General features: G+C 67.4%; 17 protein-coding genes and 1 pseudogene. 15 read left to right on the top strand and 3 right to left on the bottom strand.

Features of this window, described 5'->3' with window-relative positions:
- Positions 1-123: 123 nt before the first annotated feature.
- The 12 genes from IEW13_RS13910 (at position 124) to IEW13_RS13855 (ending at position 11,228) form a co-directional block, all read left to right on the top strand.
- Positions 124-1,350, top strand: a complete 1,227-nt coding sequence (locus IEW13_RS13910; protein ID WP_229745181.1) for a fumarylacetoacetate hydrolase family protein — start codon at positions 124-126, stop codon at positions 1,348-1,350.
- Positions 1,343-2,092: a GntR family transcriptional regulator gene (locus tag IEW13_RS13905; RefSeq protein WP_229745180.1), complete on the top strand. Its 750-nt coding sequence runs from the start codon at positions 1,343-1,345 to the stop codon at positions 2,090-2,092. Before IEW13_RS13910 ends, IEW13_RS13905 begins: the two co-directional genes overlap by 8 nt.
- 93 nt (positions 2,093-2,185) lie before the next feature.
- Complete coding sequence (locus IEW13_RS13900) at positions 2,186-3,055, top strand: fumarylacetoacetate hydrolase family protein (RefSeq protein ID WP_229745179.1); 870 nt, start codon at positions 2,186-2,188, stop codon at positions 3,053-3,055.
- Positions 3,052-3,873, top strand: a complete 822-nt coding sequence (locus IEW13_RS13895) for an SDR family NAD(P)-dependent oxidoreductase (protein WP_188551532.1) — start codon at positions 3,052-3,054, stop codon at positions 3,871-3,873. Before IEW13_RS13900 ends, IEW13_RS13895 begins: the two co-directional genes overlap by 4 nt.
- A gap of 61 nt (positions 3,874-3,934) precedes the next feature.
- Positions 3,935-5,047 (top strand): mandelate racemase/muconate lactonizing enzyme family protein, encoded by a 1,113-nt coding sequence (locus tag IEW13_RS13890; RefSeq protein WP_188551531.1) that lies wholly within the window; start codon positions 3,935-3,937, stop codon positions 5,045-5,047.
- The gene (locus tag IEW13_RS13885) at positions 5,044-6,093 is read left to right on the top strand and encodes an Ldh family oxidoreductase (RefSeq protein ID WP_188551530.1); all 1,050 of its coding nucleotides are present in this window, start codon (positions 5,044-5,046) and stop codon (positions 6,091-6,093) included. The genes IEW13_RS13890 and IEW13_RS13885 overlap by 4 nt, the downstream gene beginning before the upstream one ends.
- A gap of 37 nt (positions 6,094-6,130) precedes the next feature.
- On the top strand, positions 6,131-7,165 hold the full coding sequence (locus IEW13_RS13880; protein WP_188551529.1) for a DctP family TRAP transporter solute-binding subunit: 1,035 nt from the start codon (positions 6,131-6,133) through the stop codon (positions 7,163-7,165).
- A complete protein-coding gene (locus IEW13_RS13875; protein WP_188551528.1) occupies positions 7,165-7,749 on the top strand; it encodes a TRAP transporter small permease in 585 nt (194 codons plus the stop codon). Before IEW13_RS13880 ends, IEW13_RS13875 begins: the two co-directional genes overlap by 1 nt.
- 2 nt (positions 7,750-7,751) lie before the next feature.
- Positions 7,752-9,026, top strand: coding sequence for a TRAP transporter large permease (locus IEW13_RS13870; RefSeq protein WP_188551527.1), 1,275 nt, complete (start codon positions 7,752-7,754; stop codon positions 9,024-9,026).
- Positions 9,027-9,056: 30 nt separating this feature from the next.
- Complete coding sequence (locus tag IEW13_RS13865) at positions 9,057-10,388, top strand: enolase C-terminal domain-like protein (RefSeq protein WP_188551526.1); 1,332 nt, start codon at positions 9,057-9,059, stop codon at positions 10,386-10,388.
- Positions 10,389-10,458: 70 nt separating this feature from the next.
- On the top strand, positions 10,459-10,779 hold the full coding sequence (locus IEW13_RS13860) for a GNAT family N-acetyltransferase (protein ID WP_229745178.1): 321 nt from the start codon (positions 10,459-10,461) through the stop codon (positions 10,777-10,779).
- On the top strand, positions 10,776-11,228 hold the full coding sequence (locus IEW13_RS13855) for a carboxymuconolactone decarboxylase family protein (RefSeq protein WP_229745177.1): 453 nt from the start codon (positions 10,776-10,778) through the stop codon (positions 11,226-11,228). Before IEW13_RS13860 ends, IEW13_RS13855 begins: the two co-directional genes overlap by 4 nt.
- A gap of 47 nt (positions 11,229-11,275) precedes the next feature.
- On the opposite strand, the gene IEW13_RS13850 is transcribed toward IEW13_RS13855, so the two are convergent.
- Complete coding sequence (locus IEW13_RS13850; protein WP_188551525.1) at positions 11,276-13,429, bottom strand: VaFE repeat-containing surface-anchored protein; 2,154 nt, start codon at positions 13,427-13,429, stop codon at positions 11,276-11,278.
- Positions 13,430-13,739: 310 nt separating this feature from the next.
- Between IEW13_RS13850 and IEW13_RS13845 the strand changes: the two genes are divergently transcribed.
- A complete protein-coding gene (locus tag IEW13_RS13845; protein ID WP_188551611.1) occupies positions 13,740-14,633 on the top strand; it encodes a 2-hydroxy-3-oxopropionate reductase in 894 nt (297 codons plus the stop codon).
- Positions 14,634-14,658: 25 nt separating this feature from the next.
- On the opposite strand, the gene IEW13_RS13840 is transcribed toward IEW13_RS13845, so the two are convergent.
- Together IEW13_RS13840 and IEW13_RS13835 are read right to left on the bottom strand one after the other, a co-directional pair.
- Positions 14,659-15,000: a type II toxin-antitoxin system PemK/MazF family toxin gene (locus IEW13_RS13840; RefSeq protein ID WP_188551524.1), complete on the bottom strand. Its 342-nt coding sequence runs from the start codon at positions 14,998-15,000 to the stop codon at positions 14,659-14,661.
- A gap of 8 nt (positions 15,001-15,008) precedes the next feature.
- Positions 15,009-15,242 (bottom strand): hypothetical protein, encoded by a 234-nt coding sequence (locus tag IEW13_RS13835; RefSeq protein WP_188551523.1) that lies wholly within the window; start codon positions 15,240-15,242, stop codon positions 15,009-15,011.
- 21 nt (positions 15,243-15,263) lie between these two features.
- On the opposite strand from IEW13_RS13835, the pseudogene IEW13_RS17550 reads away from it, so the two are divergent.
- Both IEW13_RS17550 and IEW13_RS17545 read left to right on the top strand, forming a co-directional pair.
- A pseudogene (locus IEW13_RS17550) lies at positions 15,264-16,418 on the top strand (restriction endonuclease); the annotation flags it as partial.
- Positions 16,419-16,758: 340 nt separating this feature from the next.
- Positions 16,759-18,552 (top strand): N-6 DNA methylase, encoded by a 1,794-nt coding sequence (locus IEW13_RS17545; protein WP_444544409.1) that lies wholly within the window; start codon positions 16,759-16,761, stop codon positions 18,550-18,552.
- The last annotated feature ends 59 nt before the right edge of the window (positions 18,553-18,611 follow it).

Raw genomic sequence — 18,611 nt, 5'->3', positions numbered from 1 at the left:
TCCCCGGCATGTGGTCAGCGCATCGGGCAACTGTGACCCTTGCCACGCTTGCCCATTGCCTATACGATTCTGCGAAAACGTATAGGAAACGACCCGTTTCCACGCCGCTCAATGAGGAGAGGCATGACGGTCTCCATCAGCCATTCACCGGAACAGACCCGGCAGGCGTACGACTCCGCCCGCGCCGGGATGTTTCCCCGCGAGCCAGGAACGTACATCGGCCGGGTGCACGATCCGCTCCGGCGCGCGCCTGTGCCTGTGGCCTACCGGGAAGACGCTCTCTGGGATCTGAGCGCGGTGAACCCGACCGTCGCGGACCTGCTCGACGATGAGGGCGCCGGGGAAGCGATTGCCGCAGTGACCCGGCGGGCACCGGACTGGACCACCGCCGAGGTGCGCTGCGAGCTGGACGACGGGGGCGATCCCGCCCGCGATCCCTTGCTCCTGCCGCCCGTCGACCTGCAGGTGCTCAAGGCCTGCGGCGTCACCTACGCCGGCTCGATGATCGAACGGGTCATCGAGGAACGGGCTCACGGCGATCCCGCGGTCGCCGCGGAGGTGCGCAACGCAATGCGCTCAGAGCTGGACCTGGACCTGGCCGATATCGTGCCGGGCAGCGACGAAGCAGCGCGCGTGAAGCAGTTCCTGAGCCACCGCGGCTGGTGGTCGCAGTACCTGGAGGTCGGCCTGGGACCGGACCCCGAGGTGTTCACGAAAGGCCCGGTGCTCTCCTCGGTGGGGTCGGGCGCCGCGATCGGCATCCCCGCCTTCTCCCACTGGAACAACCCGGAACCCGAACTGGTGCTGATCGTCACCCCCGGCGGACGCATCGCCGGCGTGACGCTCGGCAACGACGTCAACCTGCGGGACGTGGAAGGACGCTCCGCGCTCCTGCTCGGCATGGCCAAGGACAACAACCGGTCCACGTCCCTCGGGCCCTTCATCCGCCTCTTCGACGACGCGTTCTCCCTGGAGGACGCCGGAGAGCTGACCATCGCCCTGAACGTCACGGGTGCGGACGGTTTCGAGCTGGAGGGGATCAACTCGGTGGCGGCGCTCAGCCGCAGCTTCGAATCGCTCGTCGACGCCGCCTACGGCCCGCACCATCAGTACCCCGACGGCTTCGCGCTCTTCACCGGAACGCTCTTCGCCCCCACCGAGGACCGTGACGCTCCCGGCGAGGGGTTCACCCACCGGCCCGGCGATGTCGTCACGATCGGCAATCCCCGACTGGGCACGCTCGTCAACGCGGTCGCCCGCACCGAGGAGCTTCCCCCGTGGGAGTACGGGATACGCACGCTGTGGCGAGACCTCGCGCGGCTGCGCGGAAACGGAGACGCCGATGCCTGATACCACCGAGATGACCGGACCCGGCCACCGCCCGGACCCGCAGCCGGGAGCGCCGGCGCGGCCCGAGCAGCTGTCGGTCTACGAGCGGATCAAGGCCATGATCCTGTCCAACCAGATCCCGCCGGACACCAAGGTCAACATCGACAAACTCGCCCGGCAGCTCAGCGTCTCCCAGACACCGGTACGAGAAGCTGTCCAGCGACTCGAGGGGGACAAACTGGTCGCCCGGCGCCAGCCACGGGGCTACTGGACGACTCCCTTGCTCAACGCCCACGAACTCAGGCACATGTTCGAGGTACGGCTGCTGCTGGAACCCTGGACTGCGCGGGCCGCCGCCACCGACCGCACCGCGAACCCCGGCCAGGATCTGCTCGACGAGGTCGACCGTTTCATCCAGGCCTACGGGCAGCACGAGCATGGATACGAGCTCGCCTCCCATGACGTCGCGTTCCACGACGCGCTCTTCGAATCCGTCGGGAACCGTTTCCTCAGTGACGCCTACCGGCAGATTCACGCGCACCTGCACCTGTTCCGCCTCTACCCCGCGGACCTGAACGGGGAGCAGACGGTAGCCGAGCACCGCCGGATCGCCGAGGCGGTCCTGGCAGCCGACCCCGCCGCTGCGGAGCAGGCGATGCGCGACCATCTCTTCGCCGCCATGCGGCGCTTCTCTCTCGGGTTCACAGCCGACTCCGCGCACGGCTTTCCTGAGATCCGGAGCACAGTGGTGCGCCGGAACTGACCGACCAGGACACGTCGGGCAGCCTTCTCCGGCCTCAAGCCGCCTCTCACTGACAAGTCCAAGAGCCGTTCACCCTAAGGAGCCGATACGACGATGACTATCCGGTACACACGCCTCGGTCCGGCTGGCGGGGAGATCCCCGCCCTTGCCGCGGACACCCCTGAGGGCACGCGGTATTACGATCTGCGCAGCCTGACGGACGACATCGACGGCGCTTTCCTGGCCTCCGGAGGACTCGAACGCGCGGCGAAAGCTTTCCAATCCGGGACGCTTCCCGAACTCGCGGGCGCCGCCGAGCTGCGCGTCGGCGCGCCGGTGGCACGGCCGCACGCGGTCGTCTGCGTCGGGATGAACTATGCAGCGCACGCGGCCGAAAGCGGCGCCACGCCGCCCGAGGTTCCCGTCATCTTCCTGAAGCTGCCGAATGCGATCACCGGTCCTCACGACGAGATCGTCCTCCCCCGGTACGCCTCGCGGGCAGACTGGGAGGTGGAGCTCGGGGTGGTCATCGGACAACGGGTCTACCAGGCGCAGACCGCGGATGAGGCACGCGGCGCGATCGCGGGCTTCGTCCTGGCGAACGACCTCTCCGAGCGCACCGCTCAGCTGGACGTCTCCGGCGGCCAGTGGTCGAAGGGAAAGAGCTTCCCCGGGTTCTTGCCGCTGGGACCCTGGCTGGTGCCCGCCGCAGACGTCCCCCACACCGACCTGCGGCTGCGCAGCACCGTCAACGGCGAGCCCCGCCAGGATTCCCGCACCTCCGATATGGTCTTCTCCGTCGAGGAGATCCTGATCGACCTCACCCGGTACATGGTGCTCGAACCGGGCGACGTGATCCTCACCGGCACTCCCGAGGGCGTCGCGCTGTCCGGGAAGTTCCCCTACCTGAGCGACGGCGATGTCGTCGAACTCGAGATCGAGGGCCTGGGCCGCCAGCGGCAGCAGGTCACGGTGCAGCCATGACCGGGCTGGCACCAGCGCGCCCCACAGCGCCGGCGAATCAGGCGGGTCAGGGCACCGGTCCGCTCGAAGGCCTCGCCGCCATCGTCACCGGAGGCGCTTCCGGGATCGGCGCGGCGATCACGCAGGTCTTCGCGGGACTGGGAGCGCGAGTCGCCGCGCTGGACATCGCGGTGGACGACCATGCCGCGGGGACCGGGGAAAGCGCGATCATCCCCGTGCGCTGCGATGTGTCCGATACGCGCTCGGTCGAGGCGGCGGTGCGGCGCGCCGCTCAGGCCCTGGGCGGGATCGACATCGTCGTGAACAACGCCGGCATCGGCGCTGCCGGGACGGTAGCGGACAACTCCGACGAGGAATGGCACCGGGTGCTGGACGTCAACGTCACCGGGATCGCACGTGTCACCCGCGCCGCGCTGGGGTACCTCCGCCGTTCCCCGCACGCGGCGATCGTCAACACCTGCTCCGTGGCTGCGACGGCCGGTCTCCCGCAGCGCGCGCTGTACTCCGCCTCGAAGGGCGCGGTGTACTCCCTCACCCTCGCGATGGCCGCCGATCACCTTCGTGAGGGCATCCGGGTCAACTGCGTCAATCCCGGCACCGCGGACACACCGTGGGTGGCGCGCCTGCTGGACGCAGCGGAGGATCCCGCTGCCGAACGCGCCGCGCTGGAGGCCAGGCAGCCGCACGGGCGGCTGGTCACCGCATATGAAGTCGCGCATGCCGTCGCCTATATGGCGAGCCCGGCGGCGTCCTCGACCACGGGCGTCGCATTGGCCGTGGACGGCGGGATGCACGCCCTCCGGCTCCGGCCGGAGTGACCACGCCGGCGCACCCGCCCGGCCACATCAGCTCCTCTGCAATGACGCATCGGAGAACACCATGACACCAGACCACACCATCGTCCGGGCACGGGCACGCCTGGTTGAGATACCGGTCGAGACGCCGCGTTCAGACGCCATCCAGTCCTTCCGAGCACAAGAGACGCCCCTCGTCGAGATCGTCACCGCCGACGGACTCGCCGGCACGGGCTACAGCTACACGATCGGCACCGGCGGTTCCGCCGTCATGGCGCTCCTGCGGGACGTCCTCCTGCCCCGCCTGATCGGTGCCGACTCCCGTCGGATCGACGCGCTCTGGCACACCCTGCGCGACACCACCAGATCAACGACGCCGGGCACCCTCACCGCTCTGGCCCTCGCGGCTGTGGACACCGCCCTGTGGGACCTCCTGTGCCGGCGGCGAGCAGAGCCGCTGTGGATCGCTGCGGGCGGGCATCACGATCGCACCGAGGTGTACGACACCGAGAACGGCTGGCTCCACCTTGACGGAGCCGCCCTCGTCGACGGCGTGCTGAGCGTGAAAGAACGCGGGTGGAACGCCGCCAAAGTGAAGGTCGGCAGGCCGACCCTCGGTGAGGACATGGACCGGCTGCGGGCGGTGCGGCAGGCCGTAGGCGATGATTTCGCTCTCTTCGTGGACGCCAACCAGGGTTTCACGCTGCCCGAGGCGATCCGCCGGGCACGGGCCTTCGAGGAGGTCGGTGTCGCGTGGCTCGAGGAGCCGCTGCCATCGGAGGACGTCGAGGACCACGCCTTCCTCGCGGCTCGGACCTCGATACCGATCGCCGTGGGCGAGACGCTCACGACCGTGCCCCAGTTCCGCGCCTATCTGCAGCGGCATGCCGCCTCCATCGTCCAGGTGGACGCCGCGCGCATCGGCGGGATCACGCCGTGGCTGAAGGTCGCGCACCTCGCCGAGGCGGCGAACGTGCCGGTCTGCCCGCATTTTCTGATGGAGCTCCATCTGGGGCTCACCTGCGCGGTGCCCAACGGCGCGTATGTGGAGTACATTCCCCAGCTGCGCGGCATCACGCGTGACCACATCCTCGTCGAGGACCGGTACGCCGTGGCCTCGGATGCCCCAGGTCTCGGGATCGACTGGGACCGGCAGGCGATCGACCGGATGACGGTCGGAGAGGAGGTCGTCGTATGAACGCGCTCAGGCCGCTGCGCGTCGGCGTCGACGAGGCGCGGAGGATCGCCTGCGAGCTCCTGGAGGCCGCCGGCGCGGACGCAGACCATGCCCGGTGCACGGCGGACAGCCTGCTCTACGCCGATCGCAGCGGGGTCGCCTCCCATGGCCTGCTGAGGCTTCCCCTCTACGTGGCCGCGGCGGAGCAAGGCGGGATCAACGTGGATCCGGCGATGCGGTGGCTTCCCACCCGCGAGGGGGCCGGCCTGCTGGAGGCGGACGGCGCGTTCGGGCAGGTGGCGATGACGGAGGCGCTGCGGTACGCGCGGGAGCAGCTGGCCGGCAGGGCCGTGGTCGTGGTCGCCGTCCAGGGCAGTTCCCACTACGGTGCCGGCGCCTACTGGACGGACCAACTCGCCCTGGACGGGTACATCGGGTTGTGCACCTCCACCACGGGGCCGGTGGTGGCGCCCCACGGGGCCGCACGCGCGGTGCTGGGCACCAATCCGTTCTCCCTCAGCGCACCCGCCGACGAGCAGTCGCCGCTCAGCATCGACATGGCCACCAGCACGGGGGCCTACGGAAAGGTGATCGCCGCACGGAACGCGGGGGATCCGCTGCCCGAGGGCTGGGCCGTCGACTCACGCGGGAACCCCACGACCGATCCGGAAGCAGCGATGTCCGGTGCGCTGACCGCCTTCGGCGGCCACAAGGGCTCGGCTCTGGCGGTGGGCCTGGAGGCGCTCTCCGTCGTGCTCGGCAGGTCCGGCTTCGCATTCGAGACCCAGGACATCTGGGCCAATCCGGCATCCCGGATGAACGTCGGGCATACCCTCATCGTCATCGATCCCGAGGCGTTCACCGGCCTGTCCCACACCCGCGAGCGCGTCTCCGAGCTGCGCCGCACAGTACGGGCGGCAGGCGAGGACGTCCTCGCCCCCGGGGACCGGGAAGCCGCGGCACGGGCGCAGCACCGGGAGCACATCATGCTCGCGGCTTCCACCGTCCATCAGATCCAGGAGTGCGCCGCGGCCCGCGGCGTTTCGCCGATCACGACCGTCAACTGATCAATCCGCTCATACGCGTATTCAAAGGAGAATCGCCATGGCACCACATCAGAGCACGTTCGGCACACATCGCCTTCCTCGTCTGGCCGTCGCCGGGCTCGCCGTCGCCTCGCTGGCGCTGGCCGGCTGCGTCGGCACCGAAGCACCGCAGAGCAACCAGGCGGCAGCGGACGCCGATGCCCGCCACGTCCGGTTCGCTCATGTCTACGATCCTTCCCATCCGGTGGAGACCTGCGGCGTGCCCGCCATCAACGAGTCGCTCCAGGACAGCGGCCTCGTCGTCGACTCCTATCCCGCGGCTCAGCTGGGCAGTGAGGCGGAAAGCCTCGAGCAGGTGGCCAGTGGCGGCCTGGATCTCGCGGTCGCGGGCCCCTCGTTCCTGGGCGTGTGGGAGGAGAACGTCGCACTGTTCGACGCGCCGTATCTCTTCCGGGATGTAGACCATTTCGAGGCCACGCTCAACGGGCCCATCGGGGACGAGATCTGGGCCGGGCTGAAGGAGTCCTCCGGACTCGACGTCCTGTCGTCCTGGTACTACGGCACCCGGCACGTCACCGCCAACAACGAGGTTCACACCTCGGACGACCTCGCCGGGCAGAAACTCCGCGCGGCCGACGCGCCGCTCTACCTGACCATGGCCGAGATCATGGGCGGCGCGGCGACGCCGATGGCGTTGGATGAGGCGTACCTGGCACTGCAGCAGGGCACCATCGACGCCCAGGAGAACCCGATCCCGACGATCGCGAGCCAGAAGTTCTACGAGGTGCAGGACTACCTGAATCTCACCGGGCACATGATCCAGGGCGTCATGGTGGTGGCCTCCGAGTCCTCTCTCGGGGCGTTCTCCGCCGAGGAACAGGACGCGCTGCGCACCGCCGCCGCGGAGGCGCAGACCGCGGTCCGGGAGTGCATCGAGGATCAGGAGGCCTCGTTCCTGGAGGAATGGCGGGAGTCCGGGGAGATCACGGTCAACGACGACGTCGATGTCGAGCACTTCCGCCAGCGCGCCGCGGATCTGATCCCGGAGCGCTTCCCGTGGGGTGAGCGTTACCTGGAGATCCAGGAGAGCTGATGTCGACGTCTCAGGGTGAGCATGACGGGTCCGGGGCGGTCCGCCCCGGACCCGGCGACCCGCACTATCCGGAGTCCCGGTCCCGGGCGTACCGCCTCCTGGTGTGGACGGAGCACGGAGCAGCCATACTGCTCCTCTGCACGCTGTTCGCGCTCATCATCACCCAGGTCTTCAGTCGCTATGTGCTCGGTAGCCCGCTGAGCTGGACCGAGGAACTCGCGCGGTTCGTCTTCATCTGGTTCACCTTCACCGCCGCGGCCTTCGTCGCGGCCCGGCGCAGGCACATCACCGTGCTGCTGTACGGCGGCGGCCGGACCGGGCGCGTCGTGGCCGGGATCGAAGCCGCGGCGACGGCCGTGGTGATCGTGGTCTCGGTCGCCATGACCGCGGGCGGCATCGCGCTGATGCAGGGATCGGCGCGTTTGATCTCGCCGGGCACCGGGATCTCGCTGAGCGTCGTGTATGCCGCGATCAGCGCCGGGTTCGCGCTCACCGCGCTGCACTCGGCCGTCAACCTCTGGCTCACGCTGCGCCATCCCGGGCAGTTCGCCGGACGGCAGGACATCGAGAAGGCAGGGGTGTGACCATGACGATCGTCTGGATGGTGCTCGCGCTCCTGATCCTCCTGGTGCTCCGCGTGCCGGTGGCGATCGCCCTGCTCGTCCCGTCGCTGATCTACGTGCTGCTCGATCCCACCGCGTCTTTGCAGCTGGCCGCGCAGCAGACGCTCTCGGGGGTGAACTCCTTCCCGTTGCTGGCCGTGCCGCTGTTCATCATGCTGGGCAACATCGCCAATGTCTCGGGAATCTCGGATCGGCTGTTCAATGCCGCTACCGCGCTCATCGGGCATGTCCGCGGCTCCCTGGGCTACGTCAACGTCGCGACGAGCTTCGGGTTCGCCTGGATGAGCGGTGCGGCGATCAGCGATGCGGCGGCGCTCGGCCGCGTCCAGGTTCCCGCCATGACCAAGCGGGGGTACGGGGAGGGGTTCTCCGTGGGGCTGACCGCAAGCTCCTCGCTGATCGCGCCGATCCTGCCGCCGTCGATTCCCGCGATCATCTACGCGGTGACCGCCGGGCTGTCGGTCGGGGCGCTGTTCGTCGCCGGGGTGCTGCCTGCGCTTCTGCTGGTGACCGTCCTGTGCCTTGTGGTCTGGTGGTCCACCCGCAAGGACGACGGCCTACGGCTGGCCGCGGTGCGCGGACGCGAACGCTGGCTGCCGGTGCTCTCGGCCCTGCCCGCGCTCGGTGCCGCGGTCGTGGTGCTGGGCGGCATCCTCGGCGGGTTCTTCACTCCCACCGAGGCCGCCGGGATCGGCGTCCTGTACATGCTGGCCCTGTCGGCCTGCTACCGGACGCTGACGCGCGCGAACCTGACGAGGATCGTCTCCTCGACGGTGGAGACAGGCGGCGCGGTGCTGCTGATCGTCTGCGCGGCGGCGCTGTTCGGGTGGGTCCTTGCCCGGGAGCGGGCGCCGCAGCTCGCGGCGGAGGCGATCTTCTCACTCACCAGCAGCCCCATCGTCTTCCTGCTCCTGCTCAACCTGCTGCTGATCGTCGTCGGCGCTGTGCTGGAGCCGACCGCGGCGATCCTGATTCTCGTGCCGGTCCTGGCCCCCGTGGCCACGCAGTTCGGCCTGGACCCGCTGCATATCGCGATGGTGATCATCTTCAATCTGATGCTGGGCCTGCTGACCCCGCCGGTCGGGCTCGTGCTGTTCGTGCTCTCCAGCGTGACCGACATCCCGGTCTCGCGGGTGATCCGCGGGGCCGTCCCGTTCTATGTCCCGCTGCTGCTCGTCCTGCTCATCGTCACGTTCTTCCCGTTCTTCACCACCTGGCTCCCAGGCCTGGTGCGCTGACTCCCTCACCTGCGACCGAAAGGACCTCTCATGCCCGTCATCTCCGCCGTGCACACCCACGATGTGCGGTTCCCCACCTCCCTCGAGCTCGACGGTTCCGATGCCGTCAACGTGGATCCGGACTATTCCGCCGCATACGTGCGTCTCGTCGCGGACAACGGCGAGGAGGGACACGGATTCGTGTTCACCGCGGGGCGCGGCAACGAGATCGTCGTCCGGGCGATCGAGTCGTTCGGAGCCCTGCTGCTCGGACGCGACCTGGACGAGCTGGTGAACGACCTCGGTGCGGCGTCACGCCTGCTGGTGCACGATTCGCAGCTCCGGTGGCTCGGACCCGAGAAGGGGGTGAGCCATATGGCCGCCGGTGCCCTGGTGAACACGCTGTGGGACATCGCGGCGAGGCGTGCCGGGAAGCCGCTGTGGCGCTATCTTGCGGAGCTGCCGCCCGAAGAGCTGGTCGCGGCGATCGACTTCACCCACATCTCCGATGCCCTCAGCCCCCAGGACGCCCTGGATATCCTCAGCGCCGGGCAGGAGGGCAAGGCCGAGCGGATCGCTTCCCTGGAGGAGGCGGGCTATCCCGCCTACACGACGTCCCCCGGCTGGCTGGGATACTCGGACGAGAAGCTGCTCCGCCTGTCCCGAGAGGCAGCGGACCAGGGGTTTCCGCTGATCAAACTGAAGGTGGGCGGGGATCTCGGCGATGACCGCCGCCGCCTCGGCCTGGTACGCGATCTGCTGGGCCGGGATTTCCCCGTGGCCATCGACGCCAATCAGCGATGGGACGTGCCTGAGGCCGTCGCCTGGCTGCGGGAGCTGGCGGAGTTCGACCCTTACTGGATCGAGGAGGCCACGAGCACCGACGACGTCCTCGGCCACGCACGGATCCGGCGGGAGATCGCGCCGATGCGTGTCGCCACCGGGGAGGCGGTGCCGAGCCGGATCGTCTTCAAGCAGCTTCTCCAGGCCGAGGCCATCGACGTGATGCAGATCGACTCGACCCGCGTGGCCGGCGTGAACGAGAACCTCGCGAACCTCCTGCTCGCCCGGAAGTTCGGGATTCCGGTGTGCCCGCACGCCGGCGGTGTGGGACTGTGCGAGCTGGTCCAGCATTTCTCCTTCTTCGACTACGCCGCGGTCTCCGGCAGCCAGGACGGTCGCTTCATCGAGTATGTCGACCACCTGCACGAGCACTTCGCCGAACCTGTCATCGTCCGCGCAGGGCGCTATCTGGCGCCGCGGAAACCGGGGATCGGGGCGCAGATGCTACCCGAGTCGATCGAACGGTGGACGTTCCCGGACGGGGCTGGCTGGGTCCAGGTGGGTGACCGTGCCGCGGTGGCTGGAAGAGGGACTCCGTGACGCGTGGCTGGGTATGCTGGCCGCAGCGCGCCGGGTCCTGTTCACCCCGGCGAGAGGAAGGGCGGTCACCGTGTCCGAGGTCTCCATCATCCATCAGCAGCGGCAGCACCGGTTCGAGCTCTTCGTCGACGACGAGTTCGCGGGCTTCGCCGAGTATCACAACGCGCCGGGTGAAGTGCGCGCGTTCACGCACACGGTGGTCTTCGACGAGTTCCAGGGCCGGGGGCTGGCGAACCGGCTGGCCGCCGCTGCGCTGGACAGCACGCGGGACAGCGGCCTGGGCGTTCTGCCGCACTGCCCGATGATCCGCGGCTTCATCGCCAAGCGCAGTGAATACCTCGATCTGGTCCCCGAGGCCAGGCGCGAGGAATTCGGCCTGGGGGCCCAGTGAGTGCGTCGCGGCGGATCTTCCTGGACAAGCAGAACCCGGAGATCTTCGCCGCGCTGACACAGGTCGCCGAGGCCACTTCCCGGGCCTTGGAGTCCGCCGGACTGGGCCGCGACCTCGCGGAACTCGTGAACGTCCGTGTCTCCCAGATCCACGCCTGCGCGTTCTGCCTGAATCTGCACACCCGCCGCGCGGAGAAAGCGGGAGTGTCCGGGAAGAAGCTCGCCACCCTTCCCGCCTGGCGTGACACCGAGCTGTTCACCCCGCAGGAGCGGGCCGCGCTGACTCTGGCGGAGATGGCCGCCGAGAGGCCGGAGGTCGCGGATACCGAGCAGTACGAAACCTGCCGGGCCTTGCTGGGCGACGAGGGGACCTCGGCCATCGTGTGGACGGCGATCACGATCTCAGCCTTCAACGCCGTGTCGATCATGAGCGGGCACCCGGTGCGGTAGCCCGCCGGCCGGCTTCATCGGCCGCGCCACCTCACGCCGGCCCGGCTTCATCGGCCGCGCCACCTCACGCCGGCACCGAGGAGTGCCCCTCCCAGCCCCAGGAGCGCGACCGCCACGCCGAGCGGCACGAGCAGGGACGGGCTCCCGGTCCGCGGCAGTTCCTCACCGGGCCCCTCGGTGACAGGTGCCGGCGTGGACGGCGACGGTTCGTCCGGGCCCTCCGCCGGCGGGGTCGTCGGCTGCTCCGGCGAGGCGGTTTCCTCGGGCGGTGCTGTCTCTTCGGGTGGCACTGTCTCTCCTGGCGGTGCTGTCTCTTCGGGCGGAGTCGTTGCCTGCTCCGGCGGTGTGGTCTGCTCGGGCGGCGCGGGTGGTTCCTCTTCGACGACGACCGTCTGCCGTTCTTCGTTCAGGTCCTCGTGCACGGCCAGGAGCACCTCGTCGTCCTCACCCGGAGGGGTCGAGGGTGCTGGCGCCGACGATGCGGGCGTGGAGGATGCAGACGCCGAGCTCGCGGCGGTTCCCTGAGAGGTGGAGTACGCGGTGAGCACCGGCCCGCTCGTCGAGTAGAGCCGCTGGAAGACCACGAGTGTCTTGCCGGCATATTCGCCCGGGATATCGAAGTCCACCACTACGGTCCCGGTGGCACTGCCGGCCAGGAACTCCGCCTCGCCGGTCACGCCCGTGGACTCGCCGGTCTCGCGGTCCATCACCTCGCCGCGCGCGGCATACCACTGGCCTGCGCGCAGCCCGGCATAGGCGATCTCGTCCCGTAGGGTGCCGCCAGCCGCGGGAAGCGCCTGGTCTCCGTCGGCCAGATCGTAGGCGTCGGACTCGATGAACGGCCGGTAGACGGTCTGCGCCTCGTCGTCGATGTCCGCGTGGGCCGTGATCTCCTTGCCGTCCCGGTAGAGGCGTTCGTAGACCACGACGGTCTGCCCGTGCAGTTGATCGGCCGGCACCTCGAAGCGCAGCTCCACGGCTCCGTCCGGTTCCTCCGGGGTGAACGTGAGCGTCGAGGTGATGCCCGTGGGCTCGGGGCCGTCTTCGCCGCGGAGCATCAGTTCACCCCGGAGCTCGTACTCAGTGCCGGGAACGAGCCCCGCGTACTCGACGGTATCGATGACGGTCGCCGGGCCTGAGTCGGGCAGGAAGTCGTCTCCGTCGTCGCCGTCGCGCGCGGTCGTGCCGATGCGAGGGACCGCCTTCCAGGTGAGAGTGACATCCGCCGATGCCTGTGCCTCCTCGCTGCGGGAGATCATCAGGGTCTGAGCGCGCGGTTTGGTATTGCTCACGAGCATCCCCGTCCACCGGGGACCCGTCACGGTGGCCGAGAGCGTAGCGCTCCCCGCAGGAGCTTCGGCGGGAACATCCAGGAAGATCTCCCTGCCACTGGGAACCTGCTGCGGGTCGACCGGAGCACCGTCGGCGAAGACGAGCGGATAGTCCGTCTCGGCGGTGACGGCGAGTTCCGCTTCGGAGGCGTTGAACGTCACCGGCCCGACCTTCTCTCCCGCTGTACCCGGCGTGCCGAGACCCGCGGTCGTCAGCTGGGGCCCTTCGGACTGTGGTTTCCCGGTATTGGCGTCACCGGTCAGGTAGTCGATCACCGCCTGGACTCGCCGGGCTCCAGGCGATGTGGTGTCGGTGCCCCGGCCCGTGGCCAGGCCTTTGTAGGCGAATACGGCTTTTGCCGGCTTGGCGTCGGTGTAGGTCCAGATGGCTGCCTGGGTGGCGGCGATGGCGTCCTCCGCGGTGAGACCGTCCGTTCCAGCGGCTTCGGCGAGAGCGTCGAGGGGGGTCTGCGGATAGGAGTGGCGCACGATCCATGCGACGTGCTCGCGCACCTGCGCGTCGGAGGCGAAGTTGTTGTCGCCGGGGAACGAATCCCAGCCTCCGACGGACATGCCCAGGTCATAACGGGCGTTGACGGAGAACTCGACGCAGTAGCTCAGCTGGTCCGGTTCGTCGCCGGGCTGAGTGTAGAGCGGGAAGAGCCTGGTCCGGATGGCGCCGTCGCCGGTGGCGATCCGGTGCCCGGACTGGGATTCGTCCCTACTGCCCATCTTCGGGTAGCCGTCCGGGAAAGGCGAGGCCGCCGCCGGGGCGAGCAGGGGCGCTGAGGTGAGCGTGAGCAGGAGTGTCAGGATGAGTGTCAGGACGCCGCCGAGCCGGCGGGGATGCGGGGATATCGATGTGGTCATGCACCGGGACTCTAGGAAGGACGGGAGAACCGCTGCAGGCGCAGGCGAAGGCTGTGGATGACCCGGCATACCGATCACGAGCTGGGGACAACCGAAGACGACCCCTGTGACGTGGCAACGAGAATGGAGCACGAGGCCCCGAGGGGACACGCCTGGGTGGCGGTTCAGGGTGAGAGACTGGGTGACAGAGACGGGTGGCAGGTATACGCGGCTGTGCTCCGGACAGGACGGCCAGCGCGATGCTCGACGCCACGCAGCAGCAGAGTCGTTCACGACCGTCGCCGGACCAGGGAGGACACGCGCCATGACGATCAGCAAGGTCACTGTCATCGGTTTGGGGATCATGGGAATGCCCATGGCTAGGAACCTGCTCGCAGCCGGGTTCGAGGTCACCGGCCACAACCGGTCCGCCGGGAAGATCGCCCAGTTCGAGGAGGACGGTGGCCGCGGGGCGCAGAGCCTGGCCGAGGCGGTCAGCGGGGCGGACGCGATCATCACCATGCTGCCGGACTCCCCCGACGTGGAGGCTGTGGCCGATGGCGCCGACGGGATATTCGCCCGCGCGAAGACCGGCGCCCTGTGGCTGGATATGAGCACCATCCGTCCCGATGTGGCGGTCCGTCTGGCGGAGCAGGCGCGCGAAGCCGGGCTGCGGCCGCTGGACGCGCCCGTCTCCGGGGGTGAGCAGGGCGCGATTGACGGCGCCCTGTCCATCATGGCCGGTGGACGGGAGGAGGACTTCGCCGCTGCGGCGCCGGTGTTCGAGGCGGTCGGTAAGACCATCGTGCACGTGGGACCGGCCGGGGCCGGGCAGACCGTGAAAGCGGCGAATCAGCTGATCGTCGCCGGGAACATCCAGCTCTTGGCCGAGGCACTGGTGTTCCTGGATGCGCATGGCGTCGACTCCCGTGCCGCGCTCGATGTCCTCGGCGGCGGGCTGGCCGGCTCCAAGGTGCTGGATCAGAAGGGCCAGAAGATGCTCGACGGTGACTTCGCACCGGGTTTCCGGCTGGAGCTGCATCACAAGGACCTGGGCATCGTCACCGCTGCTGCGCGCGAGTCCGGCGTTGCCCTGCCACTGGGCGCCTCGGTCGCGCAGCTCGTCACGGCGGCGGTCCAGCGCGGCGATGGCGGCCTGGACCATTCGGCGCTCTTCGCGCTGGCCCGGGAGCTCTCCGGGCAGACCGGGAACCGCGCGGAATAGCGAGAGCCCGCGCCCCGGCTGGCGATCACTCCACCAGGAAGTCCCAGACCCATCGGCGGATCTTGGCCAGGCAAGCAGGGGATACGCGGCCTGCCCGTGTCTTCAGGCGCGACCTGCTCACGGTACGCGCTTGCTCGGACATCGCATAGCCCGCCACGGACGTATCGCCTTCGATCGGCGTGTGATTGAGCCAGCCCCGGCTCGTGGTGGTAATCGGCGCCACCATGACCAGCGTGTCCACAGTCCGCAGGTAGGTGGGCCCGCTGATGACCACGACCGGCCGCCGACCTCCTTGTTCGCGACCCTCAGGCTCACCCATCCATGCCCACCAGATCTCGCCAGGCGCCAGTCGCCCCTCAGTGGCCATCCTGAATCCTAAAGACCATCGCCCGAGGCGCGGTCCCAGCCCGCGCTTTCCTCCCGCCAGCTGGCCATGTCCTCGGCAGATGTGCGGCGCACAGACTCGGACCACTGCTGCATCCGTTCCTGACGCGCAGCCTGATCCGCCAAGGACGTCAGGTACTGGTCAAGCGTCTGGTGCCGCGCAGCAGCCTGTTCCTTCAAACGGTCCCGTGTCTCGCGGCGTACTTTGATGGTGGTGATCGCCATAGATCAAGTATCCCTCTGGGTATGACTGCTGACAAGGGTCCGCGAATGCTGCGGGCGGGAACGATCCAAGGTCGAATACGCGCGTATTCATATGGCGTCGTCGACGCTGGCCGGGTGCGCCTGGGCAGGCATAATGTCCTCATGACCGCGACGGCAGAAGACGCATTCGGCACACTGCTCGACACTCTGTATTTCGGCGCGCTGGACGAGCGCGATAAAGGCGATAAGTTCGAACGCCTCATGCGGTCCTATCTCCTGACCGACCCTGCGTGGGCGAGTCAGTTCTCTGACGTCTGGCTGTGGCGCGACTATCCGGAGCGCGGAAACCGCGCGGATACAGGCATCGACCTGGTGGCGCTTGACGCCGCCACCGGGGAAAAAGTCGCTATCCAGTGCAAGTTCTTCGATCCCGAGCACACCGTCGCTAAGAAGGACATCGATTCCTTCATCGCAGCATCGTCAACTCGCGAGTTCTCACGTCGGCTCCTCGTCTCCACTACCAGCAAGTGGAGCAAACACGCTGAGGATGAGTTGCGTGACCTCGATCCGCCGCTCACGCGTATCGGACTGATCGACCTGGCTGAGGCGCCCATCGACTGGGCCGAGTTCAGCTTTGATACGCCCGAACATATGGTCCGCGCGGATGCAGAGAAATCTCCTCGGTCGCATCAGCGCGAGGCGCTCACACGTGTGGCAGAAGGCTTCGCCACACACGACCGGGGCAAGCTGGTCATGGCGTGCGGCACCGGCAAGACGTACACCTCCCTGCAGATCATGCAGGACCAGGTTCCTTCGGACGGGCATGTGCTCTTCCTTGTCCCCTCAATTTCTTTGCTCGCCCAAACGTTGACCGCGTGGAAACGCGACGCTGGCGAAGACTTCAGAGCGCTGGCGGTGTGCTCGGATGTGAAGGTCGGCAAGAACACGTCCGAGGACATCTCCACCACCGATCTGCTGGTGCCAGCCACCACTGACCCGAGCAAGCTCGTTTCCCAGCTGACCTTGGCCGATGACTACGCCGGACGCACCGTGGTGTTCTCTACCTATCAGTCCATCGACGTGATCGCCAGAGCCCAGCAACTTGGGTTCCCAGACTTCGCCTTGATCATCTGCGATGAAGCCCACCGCACCACCGGGGTAACGATCGCCGGTCAGGACGAGTCTGCTTTTACCAAGGTTCATGACAACGCGATCGTCCGTGGTAGCAAGCGTCTCTACATGACCGCCACCCCGCGTGTGTTCGACGATAATGCGAAGAAGAAGGCGGGCGAGAAGTCGGTCGTGATCGCGTCGATGGACGACGAGTCGATCTACGGTCCGGAGTTCTACCGGCTGGGTTTTGGCGAGGCCGTGGAACGCGGACTTCTCACTGACTACAAGGTATTGGTGCTCGCGGTCGATGAGCATGCCGTGAACACCCAGTTCCAGAACCTCCTCACTGAGGAGGATGGGGAACTCGGCATCGACGATGTCGCACGCATCGTCGGNCATCAAGGAGTCACAACGTGTCGCGGGCATGTTCGAACGAGTCACCGAGCAGCTCAGTGCCGGTCACGACGACGCTCTGCTGTGCCGTGCCCGGCATGTAGACGGCGGTATGAATGTCCTGGAGCGCACCACCCGGCTCCAGTGGCTTGAAGCTCAGCTGGCCGACGACGAGATCCGCATCCTCACGAACGCGCGTTGTCTCTCCGAGGGCGTGGACGTCCCCGATCTGGATGCGGTCCTGTTCCTGAATCCCCGGAATTCTCAGGTGGACGTGGTGCAATCCGTGGGCCGGGTCATGCGGCGGGCCAAGGGGAAGGATTACGGCTACATCATCCTTCCGGTGGGCATCCCGGTCGGACAGGATCCGGCGACGGCGCTGAAAGACTCCAAGAAGTACAAGGTCATTTGGTCAGTGCTCAATGCGCTGCGCTCGCACGACGACCGGTTTGAAGCGCTGGTCAACAAGATTGACCTCAACCAGGCCAGAGACACCAAGATCAACATCATCGGCGTGGGAACCGGGAGCGAAGACGATGATTCCATCGTCAGCGGCGGGCAGCAGCTGGAACTGGACTTCCCCGGCCTAGACGAATGGAAAGACGCGATCTACGCACGGATCGTGGAAAAGGTTGGCGACCGGGAGTACTGGGAGAACTGGTCAAGGACAATCGCCGACGTCGCCGCCCGGCACACGGACCGCATTACCGCCCTGGTCACCCAGAACCCGTCACCCGAGGTCACGGCAAAGTTCGACCAATTCGTCGCCGCACTTCAGCACAACTTGAACGAGGGCATCACAGATGCCGACGCGATCTCGATGCTGTCCCAGCACCTGATCACCAAGCCTGTGTTTGATGCGCTCTTCGAGCGGTACGACTTCGCTGCGCACAACCCCGTCTCGCAGGTGATGCAGAGTATGGTCGACCTGCTGCAGGGGAACAACCTTGAAGCGGAGACCGCCGAGCTGAACAGCTTCTACGCATCCGTCTCACGGCGCGCCTCGGGCATAGACAACCCGGACGGTAAGCAGCGGATCATCACGGAACTGTACGAGAACTTCTTCAAGCAAGCGTTCCCCAAGCAAGCGGATGCCCTCGGCGTGGTCTACACGCCTATCGAGGTTGTTGACTTCATCATCCGCGCCGTCGACGACCTCTCCCGGGAACATTTCGGTGCTGGCCTCACGGACGAGGGCGTGCATGTCCTGGACCCGTTTACCGGGACCGGTACGTTCATTGTGCGACTCCTGCAATCAGGCGTCATCGCACCGCATGACCTGGCGCGCAAGTATGCGCATGAGCTTCACGCCAATGAGATCATGCTGCTCGCGTATTACATCGCCGCCATCAACATCGAGGCCACCTACCACGGTCTGGTCGAAGGGGACTACCGGCCGTTCGAGGGCATTGTCCTGGGCGACACCTTCCAGATGACCGAGGACGGGAACACCTTCGATCTAGAGGTGTTTGCCTCCAACAACGAGCGGGCTCAACGCCAGCTGGACGCCGATATCCGCGTGGTCGTGGGAAACCCGCCCTACTCTGCTGGACAAACCTCAGCGAACGACAACAATGCGAACACCAGCTACCCCACCCTCGACGGGCGGATCCGAGACACATACGCGGCGCGCACTCAAGGACAGAACAAAAACAGCCTCTACGACTCCTACATCAGGGCAATCCGCTGGGGAACCGACCGGCTCGGTCACACAGGAATTCTGGCGTACGTCTCCAACGGCGGGTACATTGACTCGAACTCCGCCGATGGTCTACGGAAGTCACTCGTCGAGGACTTCGACCGGGACTGCCGCACATTTAGGTGACAGTTGGGGGTGTCAGGCCGCGAGGCTCACGGCCGGGTTCATGATGGTCTCGTATTCGA

The sequence above is a fragment of the Sediminivirga luteola genome (assembly GCF_014639315.1).
Classification (GTDB): Bacteria; Actinomycetota; Actinomycetes; order Actinomycetales; family Brevibacteriaceae; genus Sediminivirga; species Sediminivirga luteola.
This window is presented reverse-complemented; position numbering and strand designations above follow the sequence as displayed.

Excerpts from the sequence above, each read along its gene's own strand:
- IEW13_RS13910 (WP_229745181.1), top strand. The coding sequence starts at position 124 with ATGACGGTCTCCATCAGCCATTCACCGGAACAGACCCGGCAGGCGTAC.
- IEW13_RS13905 (WP_229745180.1), top strand. The coding sequence starts at position 1,343 with ATGCCTGATACCACCGAGATGACCGGACCCGGCCACCGCCCGGACCCG.
- IEW13_RS13900 (WP_229745179.1), top strand. The coding sequence starts at position 2,186 with ATGACTATCCGGTACACACGCCTCGGTCCGGCTGGCGGGGAGATCCCC.
- IEW13_RS13895 (WP_188551532.1), top strand. The coding sequence starts at position 3,052 with ATGACCGGGCTGGCACCAGCGCGCCCCACAGCGCCGGCGAATCAGGCG.
- IEW13_RS13890 (WP_188551531.1), top strand. The coding sequence starts at position 3,935 with ATGACACCAGACCACACCATCGTCCGGGCACGGGCACGCCTGGTTGAG.
- IEW13_RS13885 (WP_188551530.1), top strand. The coding sequence starts at position 5,044 with ATGAACGCGCTCAGGCCGCTGCGCGTCGGCGTCGACGAGGCGCGGAGG.
- IEW13_RS13880 (WP_188551529.1), top strand. The coding sequence starts at position 6,131 with ATGGCACCACATCAGAGCACGTTCGGCACACATCGCCTTCCTCGTCTG.
- IEW13_RS13875 (WP_188551528.1), top strand. The coding sequence starts at position 7,165 with ATGTCGACGTCTCAGGGTGAGCATGACGGGTCCGGGGCGGTCCGCCCC.
- IEW13_RS13870 (WP_188551527.1), top strand. The coding sequence starts at position 7,752 with ATGACGATCGTCTGGATGGTGCTCGCGCTCCTGATCCTCCTGGTGCTC.
- IEW13_RS13865 (WP_188551526.1), top strand. The coding sequence starts at position 9,057 with ATGCCCGTCATCTCCGCCGTGCACACCCACGATGTGCGGTTCCCCACC.
- IEW13_RS13850 (WP_188551525.1), bottom strand. The coding sequence starts at position 13,429 with ATGACCACATCGATATCCCCGCATCCCCGCCGGCTCGGCGGCGTCCTG.
- IEW13_RS13840 (WP_188551524.1), bottom strand. The coding sequence starts at position 15,000 with ATGGCCACTGAGGGGCGACTGGCGCCTGGCGAGATCTGGTGGGCATGG.
- IEW13_RS13835 (WP_188551523.1), bottom strand. The coding sequence starts at position 15,242 with ATGGCGATCACCACCATCAAAGTACGCCGCGAGACACGGGACCGTTTG.
- IEW13_RS17545 (WP_444544409.1), top strand. The coding sequence starts at position 16,759 with ATGTTCGAACGAGTCACCGAGCAGCTCAGTGCCGGTCACGACGACGCT.